The sequence below is a fragment of the Acidovorax sp. GW821-FHT10E03 genome (assembly GCF_059415205.1).
Window position 1 is genome coordinate 261,519 of sequence record NZ_JBWKMU010000005.1, and the last position, 20,944, is coordinate 282,462.

General features: G+C 69.1%; 19 protein-coding genes. 8 read left to right on the forward strand and 11 right to left on the reverse strand.

All coding sequences use genetic code 11. From position 1 onward, the window contains the following. The first annotated feature begins 63 nt into the window (after positions 1 to 63). Complete coding sequence (locus AC07OD_RS10985; protein WP_494596616.1) at positions 64 to 813, forward strand: SDR family NAD(P)-dependent oxidoreductase; 750 nt, start codon at positions 64 to 66, stop codon at positions 811 to 813. A gap of 28 nt (positions 814 to 841) precedes the next feature. On the opposite strand, the gene AC07OD_RS10990 is transcribed toward AC07OD_RS10985, so the two are convergent. Continuing rightward, the gene (locus AC07OD_RS10990) at positions 842 to 1,876 is read right to left on the reverse strand and encodes an LLM class flavin-dependent oxidoreductase (protein ID WP_494596618.1); all 1,035 of its coding nucleotides are present in this window, start codon (positions 1,874 to 1,876) and stop codon (positions 842 to 844) included. Positions 1,877 to 2,075: 199 nt separating this feature from the next. On the opposite strand from AC07OD_RS10990, the gene AC07OD_RS10995 reads away from it, so the two are divergent. Together AC07OD_RS10995 and AC07OD_RS11000 are read left to right on the forward strand one after the other, a co-directional pair. Further along, positions 2,076 to 2,561, forward strand: coding sequence for a CZB domain-containing protein (locus AC07OD_RS10995; protein ID WP_218339706.1), 486 nt, complete (start codon positions 2,076 to 2,078; stop codon positions 2,559 to 2,561). 340 nt (positions 2,562 to 2,901) lie between these two features. Further along, the gene (locus AC07OD_RS11000; RefSeq protein ID WP_218296090.1) at positions 2,902 to 3,654 is read left to right on the forward strand and encodes a M48 family metallopeptidase; all 753 of its coding nucleotides are present in this window, start codon (positions 2,902 to 2,904) and stop codon (positions 3,652 to 3,654) included. Between the two features lie 138 nt (positions 3,655 to 3,792). Here AC07OD_RS11000 and ruvC read toward each other — a convergent pair whose 3' ends face one another. From ruvC to AC07OD_RS11020, 4 genes are all read right to left on the reverse strand, one after another. Further along, a complete protein-coding gene (gene ruvC / locus AC07OD_RS11005) occupies positions 3,793 to 4,341 on the reverse strand; it encodes a crossover junction endodeoxyribonuclease RuvC (RefSeq protein WP_494596621.1) in 549 nt (182 codons plus the stop codon). Between the two features lie 61 nt (positions 4,342 to 4,402). Next, on the reverse strand, positions 4,403 to 5,395 hold the full coding sequence (locus AC07OD_RS11010) for a phosphatidate cytidylyltransferase (protein ID WP_218296088.1): 993 nt from the start codon (positions 5,393 to 5,395) through the stop codon (positions 4,403 to 4,405). 61 nt (positions 5,396 to 5,456) lie between these two features. Continuing rightward, positions 5,457 to 6,218 carry a lysophospholipid acyltransferase family protein gene (locus AC07OD_RS11015; RefSeq protein WP_218339704.1) on the reverse strand — a complete coding sequence of 254 codons (762 nt, stop codon included), beginning with the start codon at positions 6,216 to 6,218 and terminating at the stop codon, positions 5,457 to 5,459. Between the two features lie 80 nt (positions 6,219 to 6,298). Next, positions 6,299 to 7,210: a helix-turn-helix domain-containing protein gene (locus AC07OD_RS11020; protein ID WP_255594768.1), complete on the reverse strand. Its 912-nt coding sequence runs from the start codon at positions 7,208 to 7,210 to the stop codon at positions 6,299 to 6,301. Between the two features lie 76 nt (positions 7,211 to 7,286). Between AC07OD_RS11020 and AC07OD_RS11025 the strand changes: the two genes are divergently transcribed. Next, a complete protein-coding gene (locus AC07OD_RS11025; RefSeq protein ID WP_494596625.1) occupies positions 7,287 to 8,720 on the forward strand; it encodes a cytochrome P450 in 1,434 nt (477 codons plus the stop codon). Between the two features lie 67 nt (positions 8,721 to 8,787). Here AC07OD_RS11025 and mtgA read toward each other — a convergent pair whose 3' ends face one another. The 5 genes from mtgA to AC07OD_RS11050 all read right to left on the reverse strand — a co-directional run bounded on the left by mtgA (position 8,788) and on the right by AC07OD_RS11050 (position 14,334). After that, positions 8,788 to 9,522 (reverse strand): monofunctional biosynthetic peptidoglycan transglycosylase, encoded by a 735-nt coding sequence (gene mtgA, locus AC07OD_RS11030; RefSeq protein WP_218296084.1) that lies wholly within the window; start codon positions 9,520 to 9,522, stop codon positions 8,788 to 8,790. A 29-nt stretch (positions 9,523 to 9,551) separates the two neighbouring features. After that, complete coding sequence (gene aroE, locus AC07OD_RS11035; protein ID WP_494596628.1) at positions 9,552 to 10,400, reverse strand: shikimate dehydrogenase; 849 nt, start codon at positions 10,398 to 10,400, stop codon at positions 9,552 to 9,554. A gap of 120 nt (positions 10,401 to 10,520) precedes the next feature. Next, a complete protein-coding gene (locus tag AC07OD_RS11040) occupies positions 10,521 to 11,381 on the reverse strand; it encodes a TonB family protein (RefSeq protein WP_218296082.1) in 861 nt (286 codons plus the stop codon). Positions 11,382 to 11,460: 79 nt separating this feature from the next. Next, complete coding sequence (locus tag AC07OD_RS11045) at positions 11,461 to 13,536, reverse strand: ribonuclease catalytic domain-containing protein (protein WP_494596630.1); 2,076 nt, start codon at positions 13,534 to 13,536, stop codon at positions 11,461 to 11,463. 36 nt (positions 13,537 to 13,572) lie between these two features. Next, positions 13,573 to 14,334, reverse strand: coding sequence for a metallophosphoesterase (locus tag AC07OD_RS11050; protein ID WP_494596632.1), 762 nt, complete (start codon positions 14,332 to 14,334; stop codon positions 13,573 to 13,575). Positions 14,335 to 14,502: 168 nt separating this feature from the next. On the opposite strand from AC07OD_RS11050, the gene AC07OD_RS11055 reads away from it, so the two are divergent. After that, on the forward strand, positions 14,503 to 16,080 hold the full coding sequence (locus tag AC07OD_RS11055) for a Wzy polymerase domain-containing protein (protein ID WP_494596634.1): 1,578 nt from the start codon (positions 14,503 to 14,505) through the stop codon (positions 16,078 to 16,080). 27 nt (positions 16,081 to 16,107) lie between these two features. On the opposite strand, the gene AC07OD_RS11060 is transcribed toward AC07OD_RS11055, so the two are convergent. Then, a complete protein-coding gene (locus tag AC07OD_RS11060; protein WP_218339699.1) occupies positions 16,108 to 16,692 on the reverse strand; it encodes a YqiA/YcfP family alpha/beta fold hydrolase in 585 nt (194 codons plus the stop codon). Positions 16,693 to 16,804: 112 nt separating this feature from the next. Between AC07OD_RS11060 and AC07OD_RS11065 the strand changes: the two genes are divergently transcribed. The 3 genes from AC07OD_RS11065 to AC07OD_RS11075 all read left to right on the forward strand — a co-directional run bounded on the left by AC07OD_RS11065 (position 16,805) and on the right by AC07OD_RS11075 (position 20,944). Further along, positions 16,805 to 19,243: a protein kinase domain-containing protein gene (locus tag AC07OD_RS11065; RefSeq protein ID WP_494596637.1), complete on the forward strand. Its 2,439-nt coding sequence runs from the start codon at positions 16,805 to 16,807 to the stop codon at positions 19,241 to 19,243. Positions 19,244 to 19,288: 45 nt separating this feature from the next. Beyond that, positions 19,289 to 20,461, forward strand: coding sequence for a rod shape-determining protein RodA (rodA, locus tag AC07OD_RS11070; protein WP_492806940.1), 1,173 nt, complete (start codon positions 19,289 to 19,291; stop codon positions 20,459 to 20,461). Between the two features lie 144 nt (positions 20,462 to 20,605). Beyond that, entirely contained in the window at positions 20,606 to 20,944 is a 339-nt protein-coding gene (locus AC07OD_RS11075; protein WP_218296075.1) for a YegP family protein, read from the forward strand.

Genomic DNA, 20,944 nt, shown 5'->3' on the forward strand with positions numbered 1-20,944 from the left:
GAATGAAAAAAACGGACCTGTGGCATCGGGTTGCAGGTGTTCTGAATGAACCAGGAGTCTTTCATGCTGAAGAACAAGGTGGCGTTGGTCACGGGGGCATCGTCGGGCATTGGGCGTGCCATTGCGCTTGTGTGGGCGCGCGAAGGCGCCAAGGTCGTGGTGTCGGATGTGAACGTGCCGGCGGGCGAGGAAACGGCTGCGCTGGTGCGTGCGGCGGGCGGCGACGCCATTTTTGTGGCCGCCGACGTGGGCAAGCCCGCAGACTGCGAAACGCTGGTCAACCGCACGGTTGCCCACTATGGCCGTCTGGACGTTGCCTGCAACAACGCTGGCATCGGCGGCCCGCAGGCGCCCACGGCCGACTATCCGCTGGAGGGCTGGACGCAGGTCATCAACATCAACCTGTCGGGCGTGTTCTACGGCATGAGGTACCAGATCGCGGCCATGCTCAAGAACGGCGGTGGCGCCATCATCAACATGGCGTCCATCCTGGGCTCCGTGGGGTTTGCCACGGCGCCGGCCTATACGGCCGCCAAGCACGGTGTGGTGGGGTTGACCAAGGCGGCAGCCATTGAATACGGGGCCCATGGCGTGCGCATCAATGCCGTGGGGCCCGCCTTTATCCACACGCCGATGATCAGCGGTCTGGAGCAGGACGCAGGCGTCAATGCCATGCTGGTGGGCGCGCACCCCATCGGCCGCCTGGGGCAGCCCGAAGAGGTGGCGGAGCTGGTGGCTTGGCTGGCGTCCGCCAAGGCGTCATTTGTGACCGGGGCGTATTACCCGGTGGATGGCGGATATCTGGCGCGGTGAAGCCTGGGCGACAGGGGTGTGTGGTGATTCAGGCTGGCAGAGGCATGCCTGTGGCCCGCAGGGTGCCGTGGGCCTGCGCCGCGATGTCCAGCGAGCGCAGCCGCAGCGCCGGGTCGTACACGTCGCTCACCAGCATGAGCTCATCGGCGCCCGTGGCCTCGCTCAGTTGCTCCAGGCCCGATCGCACGGTGTCCGGCCCGCCGATGACGGCGGCGGCCAGAAAGTCTCCGATGGCCGCACGTTCCTGCGGCTGCAGGCGCGCGGCGTAGTTTTCGATGGGTGGCAGCAGGCGGCGGCGGTCGCCCGTCAGGATGCCCAGCACCCGCTGGTAGGTGCTGCTGGCCAGGAACTCCGCTTCCTCGTCCGTGGGCGCTGCAATCAGGGGCACCCCGATCGCCACATAGGGCTTGGGCCAGGCGGCGGACGGGCGGTACAGGTTGCGGTACAGGTCGATGGCCTGGTGCAGCAGGCGCGGCGCGAAGTGCGAGGCAAAGGCATAGGGCAGGCCGCGCTCCGCCGCCAGTTGCGCCGAGAACAGGCTGGAGCCCAGCAGCCAGATGGGCACATTGGTGCCTGCGCCGGGCATCGCGATCAGGCGCTGGTTGGGTTCTGCCGGTGCCAGCAGGCGCTGCAGCTCGGCCACGTCCTGCGGAAAGTCGTCGGCCGTCTCCACCCGGCTGCGGCGCAATGCGCGCATGGTGGTGGGGTCGGTGCCCGGCGCGCGGCCCAGGCCCAGGTCGATGCGGCCGGGGTACAGCTCGGCCAGCGTGCCGAAGGCCTCGGCCACCACCAGCGGCGCGTGGTTGGGCAGCATGACGCCGCCCGAGCCCACGCGGATGCGCGAGGTGCCCCCCGCGATGTGCCCCACCAGCACGGCGGTGGCCGAGCTGGCGATGCCCGCCATGTTGTGGTGCTCCGCCAGCCAGTAGCGGGCAAAGCCCAGTTTTTCGGCGTGCTGCGCGGTGCGCAGGGCAATCTGCAGCGCGTCGGCGACGGTGCCGCCTTCGCGGACGGCGACCAGGTCGAGCATGGACAGGGCGGGGCGGGTGGCGGTGGAAGTCATGGGTGCATTGTCCGGCGGCCACCACATTCGTGCAGGCCGGGTGCCAGAGCTGGCAGCGGCTGAAGGGTTGCCCTGGGCCGCGTGCGCGGAGAGGCGATTTTTTGGTAGCCAAAAATGCGCCGCACCCACAAAATGTTTCAAGGCATTTCTGCCGGGACGATTTCCGGTTTCCCGCACGAGGCCTTTACTGGGACCAAGCATGGGTTTTTTCAGCCGCCTGTTCAAGATCCGGGAGCAAGACCCTGCCAGCCCCGACACCACCTGGGCCATGGAAGACAACGGCAGCGAGCTGGTGCTGGACGCCGAATACGCCTCCATGCTGATGACCGAGATCGACATCGACGCGGCCATCGCCAGCCACGAGCGCTGGCGCCTGCAGCTGCAGGACATGATCAATGGCCGCTCGCAGGAGGTCATGCGGCCCGACCGCATCTGCCAGGACGACCGCTGCGACCTGGGCCGCTGGCTCTACGGCACGGGGCGCGTGCGGTTGGGGCACTTTCCGGCGTTCGACATGCTGGTGGCGCGGCACAAGTACTTCCACCAGCAGGCGGCCGATGTCGTGACCCTGTTCCAGGCGGGGGAGCAGCAAAAGGCCGTGCAGCTGCTCAACGGAAGCTGCCGCCACGCATCCAACCAGGTGCTGCTGCTGCTCAAGGAGCTCAAGCGGGGCCTGGGGCGCTGAATCCCGGGGGCAGCCGCATGACTGGGCGCGGCACAGCGGCTGACCAATACCGTCGAATGCTATGTTTTGTGCAGCGTGATGTGATTGACCAGTAAGCGCCTGGAGCGTTTTTTCACATTCCCGGCTGTTCTGGCACGGCAATGGCTGCGGCCATCAGCGCCGCCGCGCCCGCCGCCAGCATCGGCACACAGTTCTTACATCTGCAGACATCACCAGGGGCCGGAAACGGCACTGGCGTGGCTATCCTTCGGCGCGCGCCCACCACTGCTTGCGGTTGGTTGCGCAAAAAAACAATCAGACCAAGATCAATCAACTGACTGACGTCAGAGAGGGAACCCCGATGGACCGCCGTAAATTGTTGACGCTTGTGACCCTGGCTTCCGGCGTGAGCGCCGTATCGCCCGTGTGGGCGCAGTTCGACCTGGGCAAGATGCTGGATGCGGGCAAGGACCTGGCCAAGTCCGAGAGCCTGTCGGACGAGGAACTCAAGAGCACGTTCGACCAGATGTCCGCCGAGATGGACCGCCAGAACAAGGTGGCCCCGGCAGGCAACCCCTACGCCACCCGCCTCACCAAACTCACCTCGGGCCTGGGCACGCACGACGGCCTCAAGATGAATTTCAAGGTCTACCTCACGCCCGAGATCAACGCCTTCGCCATGGCCAACGGCACGATCCGCGTGTATTCGGGCCTCATGGACAAGTTCACCGACGACGAGGTGCGCTACGTGATCGGCCACGAGATCGGCCACGTCAAGGCCGGCCACACCAAGGCCCGCATCCAGACCGCCCTGCGCACCAGCGCGCTGCGCAACGCCGTGGCGTCGAGCAACGGCAAGGCCGGTGCCATCGCCAGCTCGCAGCTGGGTGACCTGTTCGAGAAGGTGGTACGCGCCCAGCACTCGCAAGGCAATGAGCGCGAGGCCGATGACTACGCCATGGGCTTCATGAAGGCCAAGCGCTACCAGCCCGCGGCCTGCGTGACGGCCCTGGAAAAGCTCGCCGCCATGTCGGGCGGGGATTCCACCAGCTTCCTGTCCACGCACCCCTCGCCCAAGGAGCGTGCCGACCGGCTCAAGACGCAGGTGGCCTGACCCTGTCATTGCCGCAGAAACCCTGGTGGGGCTATACCGCGCCTTCGGGCGCGGTATTTTTTTGCCTGTGGCACGCCGGCATTCCGGCGGGTGGCCGGTCGAAGCCGCAGCGGGGCGCCGTCTTGCGGGCGCCCGGGGTCAGTAGCTGCGCCCGCCCTTGTACATCGCATGCTGGCGCCGGTTGAGCGTGGCCGCTTCCCCCAGCCGCCCCATGGCCGCACCGGCATGCGCGTGGGTGATGGCCATGCCCAGGCCGTCGGCCGCATCGGTGCCCGGCAGGCCGGGCAGGCGCAGCAGGCGGCGCACCATCTCCTGCACCTGGCTCTTGGCCGCGCGGCCATGGCCGACCACGGCCTTTTTCATCTGCAGCGCGGTGTATTCGGCCACGGGCAGTTTGCTGGCCACCAGGGCCGTGATGCAGGCGCCGCGCGCCTGGCCCAGCAGCAGGGTGGACTGTGGATTGACGTTGACGAACACGATCTCGACCGAGGCCACATCGGGCTCGTAGCGCGCGGCCACCTCGGTGATGCCGTCGAACAGGATCTTCAGGCGCCCGGGCAGGTCACCCAGCGCCAGCGTGGTGGTGCGGATGGTGCCGCTGGCCACGTAGCTGAGCTGGTGGCCGTCCATGTCCACCACGCCGAAGCCGGTGGTCTGCAGGCCGGGGTCGATGCCGAGAATGCGCATTTGCTATTTATTTGATAGCTACCGGCGCTTGTTGGTAAAGCGCTGGTGGCCGATTTTATTGTCAGAGGCCGAAGTACCAGCGCACCGAATGGAAGAACACCGGCGCCGCGAAGCACAGGGCGTCCACCCGGTCGAGCAGGCCGCCCGCGCCGGTGACGGACATGCCCTGCATGCCCCAGCTCGTGATGCCACGGTCGCGCTTGAGCGCCTTCATCACCAGGTGCCCCAGGCTGCCCGCCACGCAGGCCAGCAGCGCCATGCCCAGCGCCTGCCCGGGCTTGAAGGGCGTGATGAAGGTGAGCAGCGTGCCCACCAGCCCGCCCACGCCCACGCCCGCCAGCCAGCTCGCCCACTGGAAGCTCTGGCTGACCTGCGGCGCCACGGGCTTGTGCGGAAAGCGCCGGCCCAGGAGATGCTGCACCACCATGCAGGTCTGCACCACGAAGACCAGGAAGAACACCAGGAAAGCGCCCTTGTCGCGGTAGCCCGGAAAGTCGAGCAGCAGCAGCGCGGGCACATGGCTCATGCCGTACACGCAGACCATGATGCCCCACTGCAGCTTGGCGTTGCGCTCCAGGAAGCGCTGCGGGTCGTTGGCCAGCGCGCTCACCACGGGCAGGGCCAGGAACACGTAGACGGGGATGAACACCGTGAACAGGTCGAAGTGCTTGCTGCCCACGATCCAGAACTGCAGCGGCAGCACCACGAAGAAGGCCAGCACCAGGCTGCGGTGGTCGCCCCGGCGCGTGGGCGAGAGCGTGATGAACTCGCGCAGCGCGAAAAAGCCCACGATCGCGAAGAGCACGGTGGCCACGGTATCGCCCAGCACCCAGCCCACCCAGAACACGGTGGCCATCATCCACGAGGTCTTGAGCAGGCCCCAGAAGCGCTTGGCCTCCAGCGCGCGCGCCTCGGATTCGGGATCGTCGCCCGCGTGCTCGCGCAGGTTGCGCACGAAGGCCCAGACGGTGACGATGGACAGGATGCCGAACACGACCAGGAACAGGGCCCCGATCTGCTGGGTGGCGGTGAGGTTGCGCAGGAAGTTGTTCATGTCCGTGCCGCCCCCGGGGGCGCGGCGATAGGCGAGGGCAGGGGCTTGGGGATCGTCATGGTCAGACTTCCCGCAGCGCGATCACGGCGCGGCGTGCGCGGTCCAGGAACGGACGGCGTTCTTCACCCGCTTCGAGCTGGACGGGTGCGCCAAAGGTCACGGAACACAGGATGGGCACGGGCACCACTTCGCCCTTGGGCATCACGCGCTGCACGTTGTTGATCCAGGCGGGCACCAGCACCACCTGCGGGAACATCTGCGCCAGCTTGAACAGGCCCGACTTGAACGGCTGCGGCTCGTCGCCATGGCCGCGCGTGCCCTCGGGGAAGATCACGATGGAGTCGCCGCTCTCCAGCGCGCGCACCAGCGGCGCCAGCGGGTCCGACTCGGGCAGCGCGGCGCGCAGCGCCTCGGGGCTGGGCGGGCGGGGCGGGGCTTCGGGCGAGGGGTCGGGGCCGCCGGCCATGGCGGTGTCGGCATCGGCCGGGGCCGCGGGCGCGCCCCCGGGCTCCGCCGCCACGGCCGCGGTCGGCCGCGCGGGCGTGGCCTGCCGGTCCACATAGACGGCGTTGAACACGGCCGTGGTGATCCATTGCCGCAAGGGCGTCTTGGTCCAGTAGTCCTTGGCCGCGATGGGGCGGGTGATGCTGCGCAGCTCCTCGGGCAGCGCGGCCCAGATCAGCACCATGTCGGCATGGCTCTGGTGGTTGGCGAAGTAGATACGCTGTTCGGCCTTGGGCGGGCAGCCATACCAGCGGGCCTGGGAGCCGGTGAGAAACCGCACGATCCCCAGCAGAAAAAGACTCATCAACTTGGCAAGCATGGCGGGGATGATACGTGGCGTGCGCCCTGCGGCGTGCGCCGCCGTGGCGGACTGCGGGCGGGCGGCCACCCCCGCTGCACCTACACCCAGATGCGGTACGCCCAGAACGCTTCGTCGCCGTAGATGCCGTCATACAGTGCCTGCGGTGCGTAGCCGGTGACGCGCCGGGTAACGCGGCACAGGTGCGACTGGTCCGAGAAACCTGCGCCCGCCGCCACATCGGCCCATTTCACCGTGCCGTGGACAGCCTCGGCCGCGATGGTGTCGAAGAACGCCTGCTCGGCCTTGCCGAAGCCGCGCAGCTCGCGCAGCGGCAGCCCTGCCCAGCGCTTGATGCGGCGCTCCAGCTGGCGCAGGCTGCGGCCTGGGGCCGACACGGCGGCGCGTTGCGCGAGGTGCATGGCCCAGTCGCCATAGCGCTGCGCCTGCAGCGCTTGCGCGGGGCGGCAGGCTTGCCAGCGGGGCTCCAGAAATGCTTCCAGGCACGCCATGCGGGCCGCGTCGTCGGGCTGGTGCTGCACGGCTTCGCACATCGCGATCCAGTCGGGCGGCAGCACGGTTTGCGCGTCCACCATGCGGTCGGTCAGCGTCTCGGGCTCCAGGCCGATGAGCTGGTGCAGCGCATCGGGCATGAACATCACCATCATGGCGTGGGTGGGATGGGCGCAATAGCTGGTGCTGGGCCGAGTGTGCGGGCCCGTCAGCACCCAGCGACCGGGGTAGGCCTCGCGCGGGCTGTGCAGGCCGGGCATGGTGTCGGGGCGCTCGGGCACCAGGCATTCGCTGCGACCCTCAAACCACCAGCTCAGGCTGCACAGGGGCGTGGCCGGAAAGCGGTTGATGCGTTGCTCGTCACGGAGCGCGTAGCCCAGCGTGCTGCGCACCATGGCACCGCGCAGGCAGGCCGACAGGCTGGCGCGCGGCAGCCACAGCTGGCCCGAGGGGATCAGCCCCTGTGGATGCCGTGCGGAAGGTGGGACCAGGGTTGCCATGGGGCGCGAGTGTAGGCCAGGGGCGATGTCGAATTCGTTCAATACCCGGCGGCTGCTGCATTGCACCATGCACGGCATGAACACCACGACCACCACTCCCGCCGCGACCGCTCCGATACCCCCCGCCACCGCCCAGGCCGCACGGCCTGGCGGCCCTGCCCGCCGCTGGTGGGGGCTGCCCCTGCTGCGCGACATGCGCGCCGACTACCTGGGCTTTGTCGTGCGGCTGCAGCGCCGCCATGGCGACCTCACCCGCATGCGCCTGGTTCATGAGGATGCATGGGACCTCATGTCGCCCGAGCTGGTGCGCGAGGCGCTGGTCACCCATGCCGACCAACTGATCCGCTGGGAGCGCGGCATTGCCGTGTTCGAGCAGGTGTTTGGCCAGAGCGTGCTGGTCACCGAGGGCGACACCTGGCAGCGCCAGCGCCGCATGCTGATGCCCGCGTTCAGCCCCAGGCGCGTGGCGGGCTACGCGCAACTGATGACCGATGCCGCCCGCAGCGCGCTTGATGCGGCCGTGCCCGCCGGCCAGACCGAGGCGCTGGTGCCCATGGACACACTGTGGACCGGCGTGGCGATGGACGTGATCCTGCGCACGCTGTTCAGCGAGTCGGCAAAGGCCGATGCGCGCGACGCCGCCTGGGCCACGCAGACGCTGTCGGAGACGGCGTTCCGCGAAATGTTCATGCCCTTCACGCTGCCCGACTGGCTGCCCCTGCCCGGCAAGTCCGCCAAGCGGCGCGCGCTCAAGGCGCTCCGGGGGCTGGTGCAGCGCCACATCGATGCGCGCAGGCGGGAAGAGGGCGGCCCGGCGAGCGCTCCGCCGCGCACCGACCTGCTGCACATGCTGCTGGCGCTGCGCGACGAATCCACGGGCGAGCCGCTGTCGCCGCAGGAGGTCTTCGACCAGTGCATGGTCAGCTTCCAGGCCGGGCACGAAACCAGCGCCACCACGCTGCTGTGGTGGAGCCGCCTGATGGCCGAACACCCCGAGGCCGCGCAGCGCGCGCAGGCCGAGGTGGACAGCGTGCTGCCCCCGGGCCAGACGCCCGGCCCCGAGCACCTGGCCCGGCTGCCCTTTCTGGCCGCCACGCTCAAGGAGGCGCTGCGCCTGTACCCGCCGATTGCCGCGCTGATGACCCGGCGCACCACCGCGCCCATCACGCTGGGGGGCGTGGCCGTGCCCCAGGGCGCGATGCTGCGCATCACGCCTTGGGTGCTGCACCGGGATGAACGCTGGTTTGCCCAGGCCGACCGGTTCGTGCCCGAGCGTTTTCTGGACGATGCCCCGGCCATCCCCAAGGGTGCATGGATACCGTTCGGCGTGGGCCCCCGCGTGTGCATTGGCCAGCACTTCGCGATGCTGGAGATGACGCTGCTCGCGGCCATGCTGCTGCAGCGCTATCAGCTGCGGTTGCCGGGTGGGGCGCCCGCGTGCGCGCCGAGGCTGCACGTGACCTTGCGGCCTGACGGGCCGGTGATGGTGCGGCTGGCGCGGCGGCGCTAGGCGCGCCGCCCGGTCGGATGCAGGGCCAGGTGCCCCCAGGCCCTGCGGTGGCGCAGGGCCCGCCCCGTCACGGCAGCTCCGCGCTGCCCATGCGCGCCAGAATCGTCCGCGACCGGCCCGCCAGATACGCGGACCCGGGTGTTTTCTCGAAGCGCTTGGGGGCCGGGAGCATCACCGCCAGGCGCGCGGCCTCGCCGGCGGTGAGTTTGCTGGCGCTCTTGCGAAAGTAGTGCTGCGCGGCCGCCTCGGCGCCGAACACGCCTTCGCCCCACTCCACGCTGTTGAGGTAGATCTCCAGGATGCGCTGCTTGGAGAGCAGTTGCTCCAGCAGCAGCGTCAGCACGAACTCCTGGCCCTTGCGCAGCAGCGTGCGCTCGCCCGAGAGCAGCAGGTTCTTGGCCAGTTGCTGCGTGATGGTCGAGCCGCCCCGGATCTTCGGGGCGCGCACGGGGCGGTCGGGGGCGCGGGCCTGCGCCTTGCTGGCCTGGGCCTCGGCCTTGGCGTTGCGCTCCCAGGCCTTCTCGATGGCCGTCCAGTCCACGCCGTCGTGGCTCACGAAGCCATCGTCTTCCGACGCGATCACGGCGCGCTTGAGCGAGTCCGAGATGCTCGCGTAGGGCACCCATTGCTGGCGCCAGCGCACCTGGCCCGTGCTGGACAGCTGCGCCCAGGCCTCGGAGCGCTGGAAGCTGGTGGATTCCGGGTCGATGGCCACCATGGCCGCGATGCGGACCACGAAGAACAGCTGCAGCGCCACGAAGGCGAGCACCACCAGTCCCAGCCAGCGCAGCACGGCTTTCATCGCAGCGTGTCCTTGTTCCGTGGGTTCAGTCAGAGGGCGGATTGGAGTTCGGCCAGCACCTGCGCCGAGGGCGGGCGCACGCCGCGCCACAGCAGGAACGCTTCGGCGGCCTGCTCCACCAGCATGCCCAGGCCGTCGCGCGGCACGGCGCCGTGGCGCCGGGCCCAGTCCAGAAAACCCTGCGCTGCGGGGCCATACATCATGTCGTAGGCCAGGCAGCCCGGGCGCAGCACGTGGGCGGGCACCGGCACCTCGGCACCGGCAAGGCTGCTGGCCGTGGCATTGATGATGACATCAAAATTGGCATCTAGCGCTTGTGGGATAAGCGCTAGCAGCTCTGATTTTTGTAGCGAGGCGAGCGTGCTGTGCGATTGCACCAGGGCCTGTGCCTTGGCCAGCGTGCGGTTGGCCACGGTGATGTGGCGCGCACCGGCCCGCAGCAGCGGGCCCAGCACGCCCGCAGCGGCGCCACCGGCGCCCACCAGCAGCACATCGCGCCCCGCCAGCGAGATGCCCGCGTTGCGCGTGATGTCGGCCACCAGGCCCAGGCCGTCGGTGTTGTCGGCATAGATGCCGCCATCGGCGCGGAAGGTCAGGGTGTTGGCCGCACCGGCCAGTTGCACGCGTTCGCTGCATTCGGTGGCGAGACCGGGCGCCTCGGTCTTGAAAGGCACGGTGACATTGCAGCCGCGCCCGCCCTGGGCCGCGAAGTCGCGCACGCCCTGCGCAAAACCATCCATGGGCACCAGGCGGCGCTCGTAGGCGATGTGCTCGCCCGTCAGTTCGGCGAAGCGGGCGTGGATGGCGGGCGAGCGGCTGTGCGCCACCGGGTTGCCCATCACGCAGTACAGGTCGGGGGCGAGAGGCGAAGGTGTCATGGGAACAACAAGGGCTGCATGCAGGGAGCGGGGTCAGGCCGGGGCTGCCGCGGAACTGGCTTTGCCAGGCGGCAGGCGGCGTCGCCCTGGGGGGAAGGCGCCGCAGGCGACTCAGGGGGGTTACCGAACACTGGTTTCCAGGGTTTGGTCCCGCGTGAACTTGAAGCGCGCCACCATGGCGATCTGGTCGGCCTTCTTGCGCATGTCGGTGCCAAAGGCGCCAAAGGGCCCTGCGGCGCGGGCAATGGCCTCGGCGCGCCGGTCGAGTGTGGTGTTGCCCGAGCCTTGCACCACCTCGGTCTCCAGCACGCGGCCGTCGTGGTTGACGGTGACGATCATCGTGAGCTCGCCGTACAGCTTGCGCCCGCCCTGTTCGGGGAAGTTCTCGGTGCCCTTGTCTTCCACCTTGCGGCGCAGCGTGTCGTAGTAGGCGGCGTAGGCTTCCTCACGCGTGGCGGGGCTGATGTAGCGCTTCTTGGGGCGCGAGTTTTCTTCGTTGATGCGCTTTTCGATCTCGGCCAGCAGCTTGACGAGCTGGCGCCGCTTTTCCTGCTCGTTGGCCTGCTCGGCGCTCTGGCTGGGCTTGCGCGGGTCGGGCTCGGGCAGGGTGGCCAGCTGCTTGCGCAGCTGGGCCAGCAGCTGCGCCTGCTGCTCCTGCATCGCATCCATCTTGCGCTGCGCTTCCTCGAAATCGTCGCCAATGGCCGTGAGCGCCGAATACGGCAGGGGGCTGGTGGCGCGGCCCTTGTCGGCATCGCCGCCGCCCGCCAGGTTGGTCTGGGCGATGGCCTGGGCCTTGTCGGGGCGCTCGTTGGACTTGGCGTTGACCAGGATGACTTCGAGCGGCGTGTCCTGGAACACGCGGTTGAAGCCTTCGGGGTCGATGAAGCGCACCGAGATCAGCGCGGCGTGCACGGCGATGGACACGCCCAGCGCCAGCTGCAGCGTGCTGAAGGTGCGAAGGAAGGCGGGCAGTTTCATTTCAGGGATGCCCCCGGATCCAACGCGGCCCCCTCGGGGGGCCGCGGCCAGACGGGGCCGGGGAGCGTGGGGGCCATGTTCACGGGGTGGGATTATCAGCGGTGGCGGGTTCGGCCTCGTTCACATCCACGGCGATGGCGATGGGCCCCGCCACGGTGTCGTCTTCTTCCTCGGCGTCCTCCACCGGGCCGTCGTCGCTGCTATCGGCCGGGTCGTCCAGGCGCTCGATCACGGTGCCGTGGATGTCCAGGGTGATCTCGTCCACCTCGCCCAGCTTCACCAGGAGGCGCGCGCCGCGCGGCAGGTTCTGCGCGCCCAGCACCGGGAAGACCAGCGGAATGTCGTCCGCCCGCACCAAAAAGCTGCCGCCCGGGCCTTCCTTGAATACGGTGGCGTTCAGCTCGGTGATGCCGTGCTGCTCCACATACTTGAGCGTCCAGAAGCGTTCCATGCCGGCCTGGTAGCCGTTGTAGGCGCTGTAGGCACCGTCGAAGCTGCTGATGATGGAGAACAGGTCGGCGTCCTTGGGCTTGAAGGGCGCGGCCAGCGCGGCGGTCTTGCCGTGGCGGGCGCAGGCAATGATCTGCCACTGGTTGACCAGGTCGGTGTAGCGGCGCAGGGGCGATGTGGCCCATGAATACGCCTTCACGCCGATGCCCGCATGCGGCAGCGCCTTGGTGCCCATGCGCACCTTCACGCCCGGCGCCATGCTGGCCTGGCTGCGGTAGATGCCGGGCACGCCCAGCTCGGCCATCCAGCTGCCCCAGGTGCTGTTGGCCACGATCATGGCCTCGGCCACGATCAGGTCGAGCGGCGCGCCGCGCTGGCGCACGCTGATCTGCACCTGCTCGTCGCCGGTGGGCTCGGCACCGTTGTTGCCGACCAGGCGGAAGTTGTAGTCCGGCCGGTTGAAGTTCTCGGGCTTGCCGCGCACGACTTCGCGGCGGGCCTTGAGGTCCTTGGCCAGGCGGTGCAAAAATGATAGCTGGGGGCGCAGGTCGGACAAGCGCTGGGGGTCGTTTTGATGCTCGAACGCCGGGTTGGACAGCCATTCTTCGGTCACCACCGCATCGAGCTGGTCGTGGCGCAGGTTGGCCACCACGTGCACGCGCTCGAGCTTGGTCTCGGAGCTCTTGAACTCCAGCGTGGCCTCGTCGATGGTCACGTACAGCGACACGGCCGGGTTGGCGCGGCCCTCGTCCAGCGTGTAGGTCTGCACCACGTCGTCGGGCAGCATGGTGATCTTGTAGCCCGGCATGTACACCGTGGACAGGCGGGCGCGGCCGAGCTGGTCGATGGCGCTGCCCGGCTGGATCGCCAGGCCTGGCGCCGCGATGTGGATGCCCAGCACCACGGTGCCCGTACCCAGGCCCTGCACCGACAGCGCATCGTCGATTTCGGTGGTCTGCGAGTCGTCGATGGAATACGCCTGCGCGGGCGACAGCGGCAGCTCGTCCGCAATGGCGGGCGCCGTGACGGCCGGAAAGCCCGTGCCCTTGGGGAAGTTCTCGAACAAGAAGCGCTTCCAGTGGAACTGGTAGGCCGAGTCGATGGCGCCGGCCTTTTGCAGCAGATCGAGCGGCGCGGTGTGCGTGGCGCGGCTGGCGTCCACCACGGCCTTGTATTCGGGCGCGTTCTTGTCGGGCTTGAACAGGATCTTGTAGAGCTGGTCGCGGATCGGCTGCGGGCATTCGCCGCGTCCCAGCGCTGCGGCCCATTCGTCGATCTGCGCGAGGACGGCCTTTTTCTTCTCGATGGCCGCCAGCGCCTGCTGCAGGATCTCGGCCGATGCCTTCTTGAACCGGCCCTTGCCCGCGCGGCGGAAATAGTGGGGCGCGTCGTACAGGCGGAACAGCGCACCGGCCTGCTGGGCCAGCGTGGCGTTGTCGGAGAAATAGTCCCGCGCCAGGTCGGCAAAGCCGAATTCGTCCTCGGGCGCGAATTCCCAGGCCAGGTCCAGCTCGATGGTCTCGGCCACGGCCTGGGCCTGGGCGACCAGCTCGGCGGGAGCCGGTTTCTCGAATTTCAGGAGGAGGTTGGCGGCCTTGACCTTGACCCGTTTGCCCGAGTCGAGCTCGACCTGGGCGGAGGTGTCGGCTTCGGACAGGATACGGCCGGCCATGAACTTGCCGGCTTCTTCAAACAATGCATGCATGGCCGGCATTCTCCCATGGGCGCCGGGCGCCGATTGTCAGATCTCCAGGACCAGTCCGGGAGCGAACGCCTTGTTTTCCACCACGCCCTGGGGCGCGTAGCCCCGTGGATTGGCGACGACGCGCGTGGCGCCGATGGTGTAGTCGAAGCTGTCGTGCACGTGGCCGTGCAGCCACAGGCGGGGTTGCCAGCGCAGGATGCGCTCCTCCAGGTCGGAGACGAAGCAGGCATTGAGCGGCGAGCCGGCGAACTGGCTGGCAATGCTGCCGCGCGCCGGCGCGAAGTGCGTGACGACCACGCTGGGGCCGTCAAACGGCTCGGCAAAACGCTCTTCCAGCCAGGCGACGGACTGGTCGAAGAGCATCTGCGACACCGCGGGGGTGAACGGCTGGGGAAATTCGGGCGCCACGCGGATGCGGGTGAAGTCGCGCACCAGCTCCACGGCCTTGGCCAGGGTCTCGTCGCGTTGCTGCGCCGAGTCAAAAAGCCGGTAGTCCGACCACAGCGTGCACCCCAGGAAACGCACGCCGCCGTGGCGCCACTCGCCACGTTCGAGCACCCGCACGCCGCTGCCCTCGGCATGCGCGCGCAACTGCGCCATGGTGGTCACGAGGTCCGAGCCGTAGAACTCGTGGTTGCCCGCCACGAAGACCGTGGGCAGTCCCAGCTGCCGTGCCCACGCCATGGCCTGCGCGGGCCGCTGCAGGTCTCCGGCCAGCACCACCACGTCGGTGTCGGGCACGGCAAGGGCCAGGGGCTGCACGGACAGGTGCAGGTCGGAAAGCAGGGCGATTCTCATGGGGTGTGCGAGGAAGTTGCCTGGTGGAGATGTTACCGGCGGCCCGGGAGCTCCCGCCAGGCGGGAGGACGGCAGGGCAGGTGCGGGCAGGCGGCGGCGCGCGGGGTGCGGGGTGCGAAACCAGCCCCTATGATCCAGGGTCCTTCATGATGGCACGGTTCTATCGACATGCTTTTTGATGCCATTGCCGCACCGCTGGCGTTGCTCGCAGTGGTCTTGCCGTTCCTCTTCGCCTTCACCGACTCCCCGATCTCCAATTTCTGGCCCGTGCTGGTGTCGTGGGTGTGCGTGGCCGTGCTCCTGCTGCTGGGGGCCTGGTCGGTGCACGCGGAGGCACCCCGGCGCGGAGGGCGCGCCTGGTGGGGAATGCTGCTGGCGGGCGGGCTGGGCGCGGCCGCGGTCGTGGCCAGCGCCATCGGACTTGTCCAGTACGTGGCGGGCGATGTGGGCCTGGGCCCCTGGATCCACGCCTCCGTGCCCGGGCAGGCCGTGGGCAATCTGCGCCAGCGCAACCAGCAGGCGACCTTGCTCAGCCTGGGCACATGGGCCTGGCTGTGGTGGGCGCTGCATGCCCGGCCGTCCCACGCAGGGGAACGCGGCGGGGAAGCGCCGGGCCCGGGGCGGTGGCCGCCATCCACCGCGCTCTCGAACGTGCTTGCTGCGGCAGCGCTGGCGGGGATCGCCGTGGGCGAGGCCGCCACGGCGTCGCGGACAGTCGCCGTGCAGTGGCTGCTCATCCTGGGGCTGCTGGTGCTGTGGCGGGGGCCCGGCAGGGACAGCGCGCTGCGCATGGGCGCGGTCGGGCTTTCGATTTTTCTCGCGGCCGCATGGCTGCTGCCCGAGCTGCTCTGGCAGTTCCAGGGCGTCCGTGCAGATGCGCTGTTCCATCGCTTCACCGATGGCGCGCACGCGTGCACCAGCCGCCGGGTGCTGTGGTCCAACATGTTCACCCTGATCGCGCAAAAGCCCTGGCTGGGCTGGGGCTGGGGGGAGCTGGACTATGCGCACTACATCACGCTGTTCCCCGGCGAGCGCTTTTGCGTGCTGCTGGACAACGCGCACAACCTGCCCCTGCACCTGGCCGTGGAGCTGGGCCTGCCGGCGGCCCTGGCGCTGTGCGGGGCGTTCGTGGCCTGGTGCGTGCACGCCCGGCCGTGGCGCGAGACCGATCCCGCGCGCCAGCTGGCCTGGGGTGCCCTGGCGATCATCGGGCTGCACAGCATGCTGGAGTACCCGCTGTGGTACGGGCCTTTTCAGCTGGTGGCCCTGCTGTCGGTGGCGCTGCTGGCCTGGCCGCGGCGGGCGGCGGGCGGCCCCGCGCCGGGGGCGGGGCTTGCGGGGCTGGTGGTGGCCGTGGCGGTCCTCGCCGTGTGCGGCGTTGCCGCCTGGGACTACCACCGCGTGAGCCAGTTCTACAAGCCCAGCGCGCAAAGGGCCCCGGCGTACCGGGATGACCTCCCTGGCCGGGTGTCCTCTTCCGTGATGTTTGCGAGCCAGCTGGACTTCGCGCGCCTCACCACGATGGCGCTCTCGCGGGACAACGCGCAGCAGATGAATGCCCTGGCCCACGAGCTGCTCCATTACTCTCCCGAGCCCCGCGTCATCGAGGCACTGATCGAAAGCGCCGTGATGCTGGGCAAGGACGATGAAGCCGCGTTCCACATGAAGCGCTACCGCATCGCCTACCCGGACGACCATGCCCGCTGGATGGGGGCGGGTGGCGCCGGGGCGTCCCGCGCCCGCTGAGCACAGGCGCCCGCGTGGCGCTGGTGGTCAGGCCAGGCGCAGGAACTGCGCCACCTGGGGCAGGTGGTCGCTGAAATTGGCGAGGGCGTGTTCGCCCCCCTCCTGCACGATCCGCCGCGCATGCGGGTAGCGTGCCGCCATTTCCCGCCAGTCCAGCACTTCGTCGCCCTTGGCGATGATGGCCATCTCCGGGGCGGCGGGGGGCTGGTCCGAAGTGTCCAGCGCCCGCAGCTCGCCGATGTACTCCGGCTGGAAGTAGAACCGCTGTGCCGGGTCGTGCCAGGAGGTCTGCTCGCCGATGTGGCGCTCCAGGTCGCGCGCCGGGTGGACGGCGGGGTTGAGCATCACGCTGGGGCAGCCCTTGTGGTGCGCCACCCAGCTGGCATAGAAACCGCCGAGCGACGAGCCGACCACCGCCATGGCCGCGCCGGGCCAGTGGGCGATGCCCTGCGCCACCAGCGCCATCGCCGCCCGGGGCGACGGCGGCAGCTGGGGGCACCAGAAGGTGACGCCCGGATGGTGCAGCGCCACGTACGCCGCCATCTGCCGGGCCTTGGCGGACTGGGGAGAGGAGCGAAAGCCGTGCAGGTACAGGAGGTGGGTGGTGGTCATGGAGGGGGAAAACGACAAGGCAGGGGAATCACTGCTGCAAAGGGCGGTGGCCCAGACATAAGATGCGTGGCATGGGCGCCACACGGTGGAGCCCGCAGCCTTGATCCCCACCATGACTGATTTTGCCCCGCTTTCCACCGCCAAACGCTGGGCCCTGGGATCCGCCGAGAAGCCGTCCGCTTCATTGGGGAGGTTCGAGCTGAAAAGGCTTCTGGGCCGGGGCGCCCAGGCCACGGTGTGGCTGGCGCTGGACCCGCGCCTGCAGCGCGAGGTGGCCATCAAGCTCATGCGCCCCGTGCAGGACCAGGACCCGTCGGTGCTCGAGCACTGGCTGCGCGAGGCCCGGCACGTGGGGCGCCTCGCGCACCCCTTCATCGTGCCGGTGTTCGAGGCGGACGTGCAGGGCCGCCAGCCCTACATCGTCTTCGAGTACGTGCCGGGCAGGACACTGGCCGAACACCTGGCGCAGCAGGGGCGCTGCACGCCCCACGATGCCGTGGCCCTGATGGTGGACGTGCTCGACGGCCTGCAGGCTGCGCACCAGGCGGGCATCGTGCACCGCGACCTCAAGCCGTCCAACATCATGATCGACGCCCAGCGCCACGCCCGGGTCATGGACTTCGGCATGGCGGCGCCCATGCAGGCCACGCCGGATGCCCAGATGGCCAGCGGCACCCCGGCCTACCTGGCGCCCGAGGCCGCGGCGGGCGCGGCGCCCGCGCCCGCCATGGATGTGTATTCCGCGGCGCTGGTGCTGGTGGAGATGCTCACCGGCCATCCGCTGGTCCACCAGAAAGACACCTGGCAGGCGCTGTACCACATCGCCAATGAAGCCTTGCAGTTGCCGCAGGACCTGGGCCCGGGCGTGGACGACGGGCTGCGGGCCATCCTGCAGCGCGCCCTGGCCCGCGAGCCGGGCGGGCGCTACGCCTCGGCGGCGGAGTTTCGCGATGCCCTGCGCGCCTGGGCCGCGCCCGCGAGCGCGCCCACGGCGGCCAGCAACGCCACGCTCGACTTCCTGCTGCGGCGCATGCGCCACAAGAGCGATTTCCCGGCGCTCTCCGATTCGGTGGCGCGCATCCAGCGCGTCGCCAACTCCGAGGACGACAGCATCAGCGACCTCACGCACGAGATCCTGAAGGACGTGGCGCTCACCAACAAGCTGCTGCGCCTGGTCAACAGCGTGCACTACGCCCATGCGGGGCGCGGCACGATCAGCACCGTGTCGCGGGCGGTGAGCCTGGTGGGTTTCAACGCCGTGCGCAACATGGCGCTCAGCCTGGTGCTGCTGGACCACATGCAGGACAAGGCCCATGCGAGCCAGATGCGCGAGGAGTTCCTGCGCGCCATGATGGCCGGCTCGGTGGCGGCCGAACTGTGCGCATCGGCGCAGGCGGCCGAGGAGGCTTTCATCGGGGCCATGTTCCAGAACCTGGGGCGCATGCTGTGCGAGTTCTATTTTCCGGAAGAGGCGCGGCAGGTGCGCAGCCTGCTGGCGTCGGGCCGCGTGGAGGGCGGCGAAGAAGCCGCCGCGCTGCAGGTGCTGGGCCTGGGGTTCGAGGACCTGGGCGTGGGCGTGGCCCGCGTCTGGGGGCTGCCCGAGAGCCTGCAGCGCTGCATGCGAAAGCCCCTGGGCTCGCCGATGCAGCGCGCCCCGGAACAGGGGGTGGAGCGCCTGCGGTGGGTGGCCATGGCGGCCAACGAGGTGGCCAGCACGCTGCTGCTGAGCGAGCCGGCCGCGCTGGAAGGGCGCCTTGGCCAGATCGGCACGCGCTATTCGCGCACGCTGGCGTTGTCCGCCGACGCGATCTCCGATGCCACCCTGCGTGCCCGCCACAAGCTGGTGGCGCTGGCCGAGGCGCTGGACCTGCGCGTGGACCCGGGCACGCCCGCCGCGCGGCTGCTGAAGCTGCCGCCCCCGACGGGTGCCGCCATGCCGCAGGACGACCCCCTGGGCTCGCACGAGCTGCGGGCCAGCGAAACCCAGCCGCTGCCCGCGGTGCTCGAGTCCCAGGCCGGCGGCGCGGTGTCGGTGGCGCAGGTCAACGAGGTGCTGGCCGCGGGCATCCAGGATGTCACCAACGCCATGGTCGAGAGCTTTCAGCTCAACGACGTGCTGCGCATGATCCTGGAGACCATGTTTCGCGCGCTGGGGTTCCGGCGCATGGTGTTTTGCCTGCGCGAGGCGCGCACTGACCTGCTGACCGGCCGCTTCGGCCTGGGCGAAGGCAGCGAGGCCGCCGTGCGTGCCATGAAAGTGCCGCTCAAGGCCCAGGGAGACCTGTTCGCCGCCGTCTGCCTGCGCGGCGCCGACACGCTCATCAACGACGCGACCGAGCCCAGGATGCAGTCCCGCCTGCCCGAGTGGTACCGCACGGGGCTCAACGCACCCTCGTTCCTGCTGCTTCCGCTGCAGATCAAGGGCCAGACCTTCGCGCTCATCTACGCCGATCAGTCCATGGCCGGGGGCATCGTCGTGGACGACAAGGCCCTCGGGCTGCTGCGCACCCTGCGCAACCAGGCGGTGATGGCCTTTCGCCAGGCGGGGTGAACGCCGCCTGGTGCGGGCGGGCCCCGGGGCCACGATAATCCCGCGATGTCCGTTGTTTTTGAGAAACCCACGCTCGCCCAGCGTTTTCTTCCCCTGTTTCGCGGGTTCGACCTGCCGCTGCTCCTGGTGGTGGTGCTGCTGGCATGCGCCGGGCTGCTGGCCATGTATTCGTCGGGCTACGACCACGGCACGCGCTTCATGGACCATGGGCGCAACATGCTCATCGCGGGGGCGATCCTGTTCATGGTGGCCCAGGTGCCGCCGCAGAAGATCATGGTGTTCGCCGTGCCGCTGTATGCGGCGGGCGTGGCGCTGCTCGTGGCGGTGGCGCTGTTCGGCATCACCAAAAAAGGCGCGCAGCGCTGGGTCAACGTCGGTATCGTCATCCAGCCCAGCGAAATCCTGAAAATTGCCATGCCGCTGATGCTCGCGTGGTGGTTCCAGAAGCGGGAAGGGACCCTGCGCCCGCTCGACTTTGCCGCCGCGGGGCTGCTGCTGGCCCTGCCGGTGGGGCTGATCATGAAGCAGCCCGACCTGGGCACCTCGCTGCTGGTGCTGGCGGCGGGGCTGTCGGTGATCTTCTTCGCGGGCCTGTCCTGGAAACTGGTGCTTCCGCCGGTGCTGCTGGGGGGCATTGGCGTGCTGGCGCTGGTGCTCCTGGGCGACCAGCTGTGCGCGGACGGCGTGCGCTGGTCGGTGCTGCATGACTACCAGCAGCAGCGCATCTGCACCCTGCTGGACCCGACGCGCGATCCGCTGGGCAAGGGATTCCACATCATCCAGGGCATGATCGCCATCGGCTCCGGGGGCATGTGGGGCAAGGGCTTCATGGCGGGCACGCAGACGCACCTGGAGTTCATCCCGGAGCGCACCACCGACTTCATCTTTGCCGCGTTTTCCGAGGAATTCGGCCTGGCGGGCAACCTTTTCCTGCTGGTCTGCTTCCTGATGCTGGTCTGGCGCGGGCTGTCGATCGCCGCGGGGGCCACGAGCCTGTTCGGGCGCCTCATGGCCGGGGCGGTCTCCATGATCTTCTTCACCTACGCCTTCGTGAACATGGGCATGGTCAGCGGAATACTGCCCGTGGTGGGCGTGCCACTGCCCTTCATCAGCTATGGCGGCACCGCCATGGTCACGCTGGGCCTGGCACTGGGCATCCTGATGTCGGTCGCCCGCGCCCAGAAGCAGGAACCCAAGGACGCGCGTCCCGCGCTGTAGCGCACCGCGCCGGGGCGGCGTGGCCCCGGATGAATCTTGGCAAGGCCCAGGGTCTCTGCCCGGGCGTTGCGCGGGCCGCCGCAAGAGGGTACAAACCGGCAGGCCAACTGTGCCTTGGCCTCAGAGCAACCGAAGGGATTCCCCATGGCGGCGAAGTTCGAGCTGAAGAAGTCGAAGAACGATAAATTTGTCTTCAACCTGCTGGCCACCAACGGCCAGGTGATCCTGACCAGCGAGCTGTACGAATCCCGGGCCAGCGCGCTGGGCGGGATCGAGGCCGTGCGCAAGAACGCGCCCGAGGGCGGCCGGTTCGGACGCCTGAGCGCCAAGGACGGATCCCCTTACTTCACGCTCAAGGCGGGCAATGGCCAGGTCATCGGGCAAAGCCAGATGTACTCCGGCGCCAAGGCGCGGGATGCGGGCATCGAATCCGTGCAGGCGCACGCCCCGCAGGCCGGCCTGGACGATCAGACGGCAGCCTGA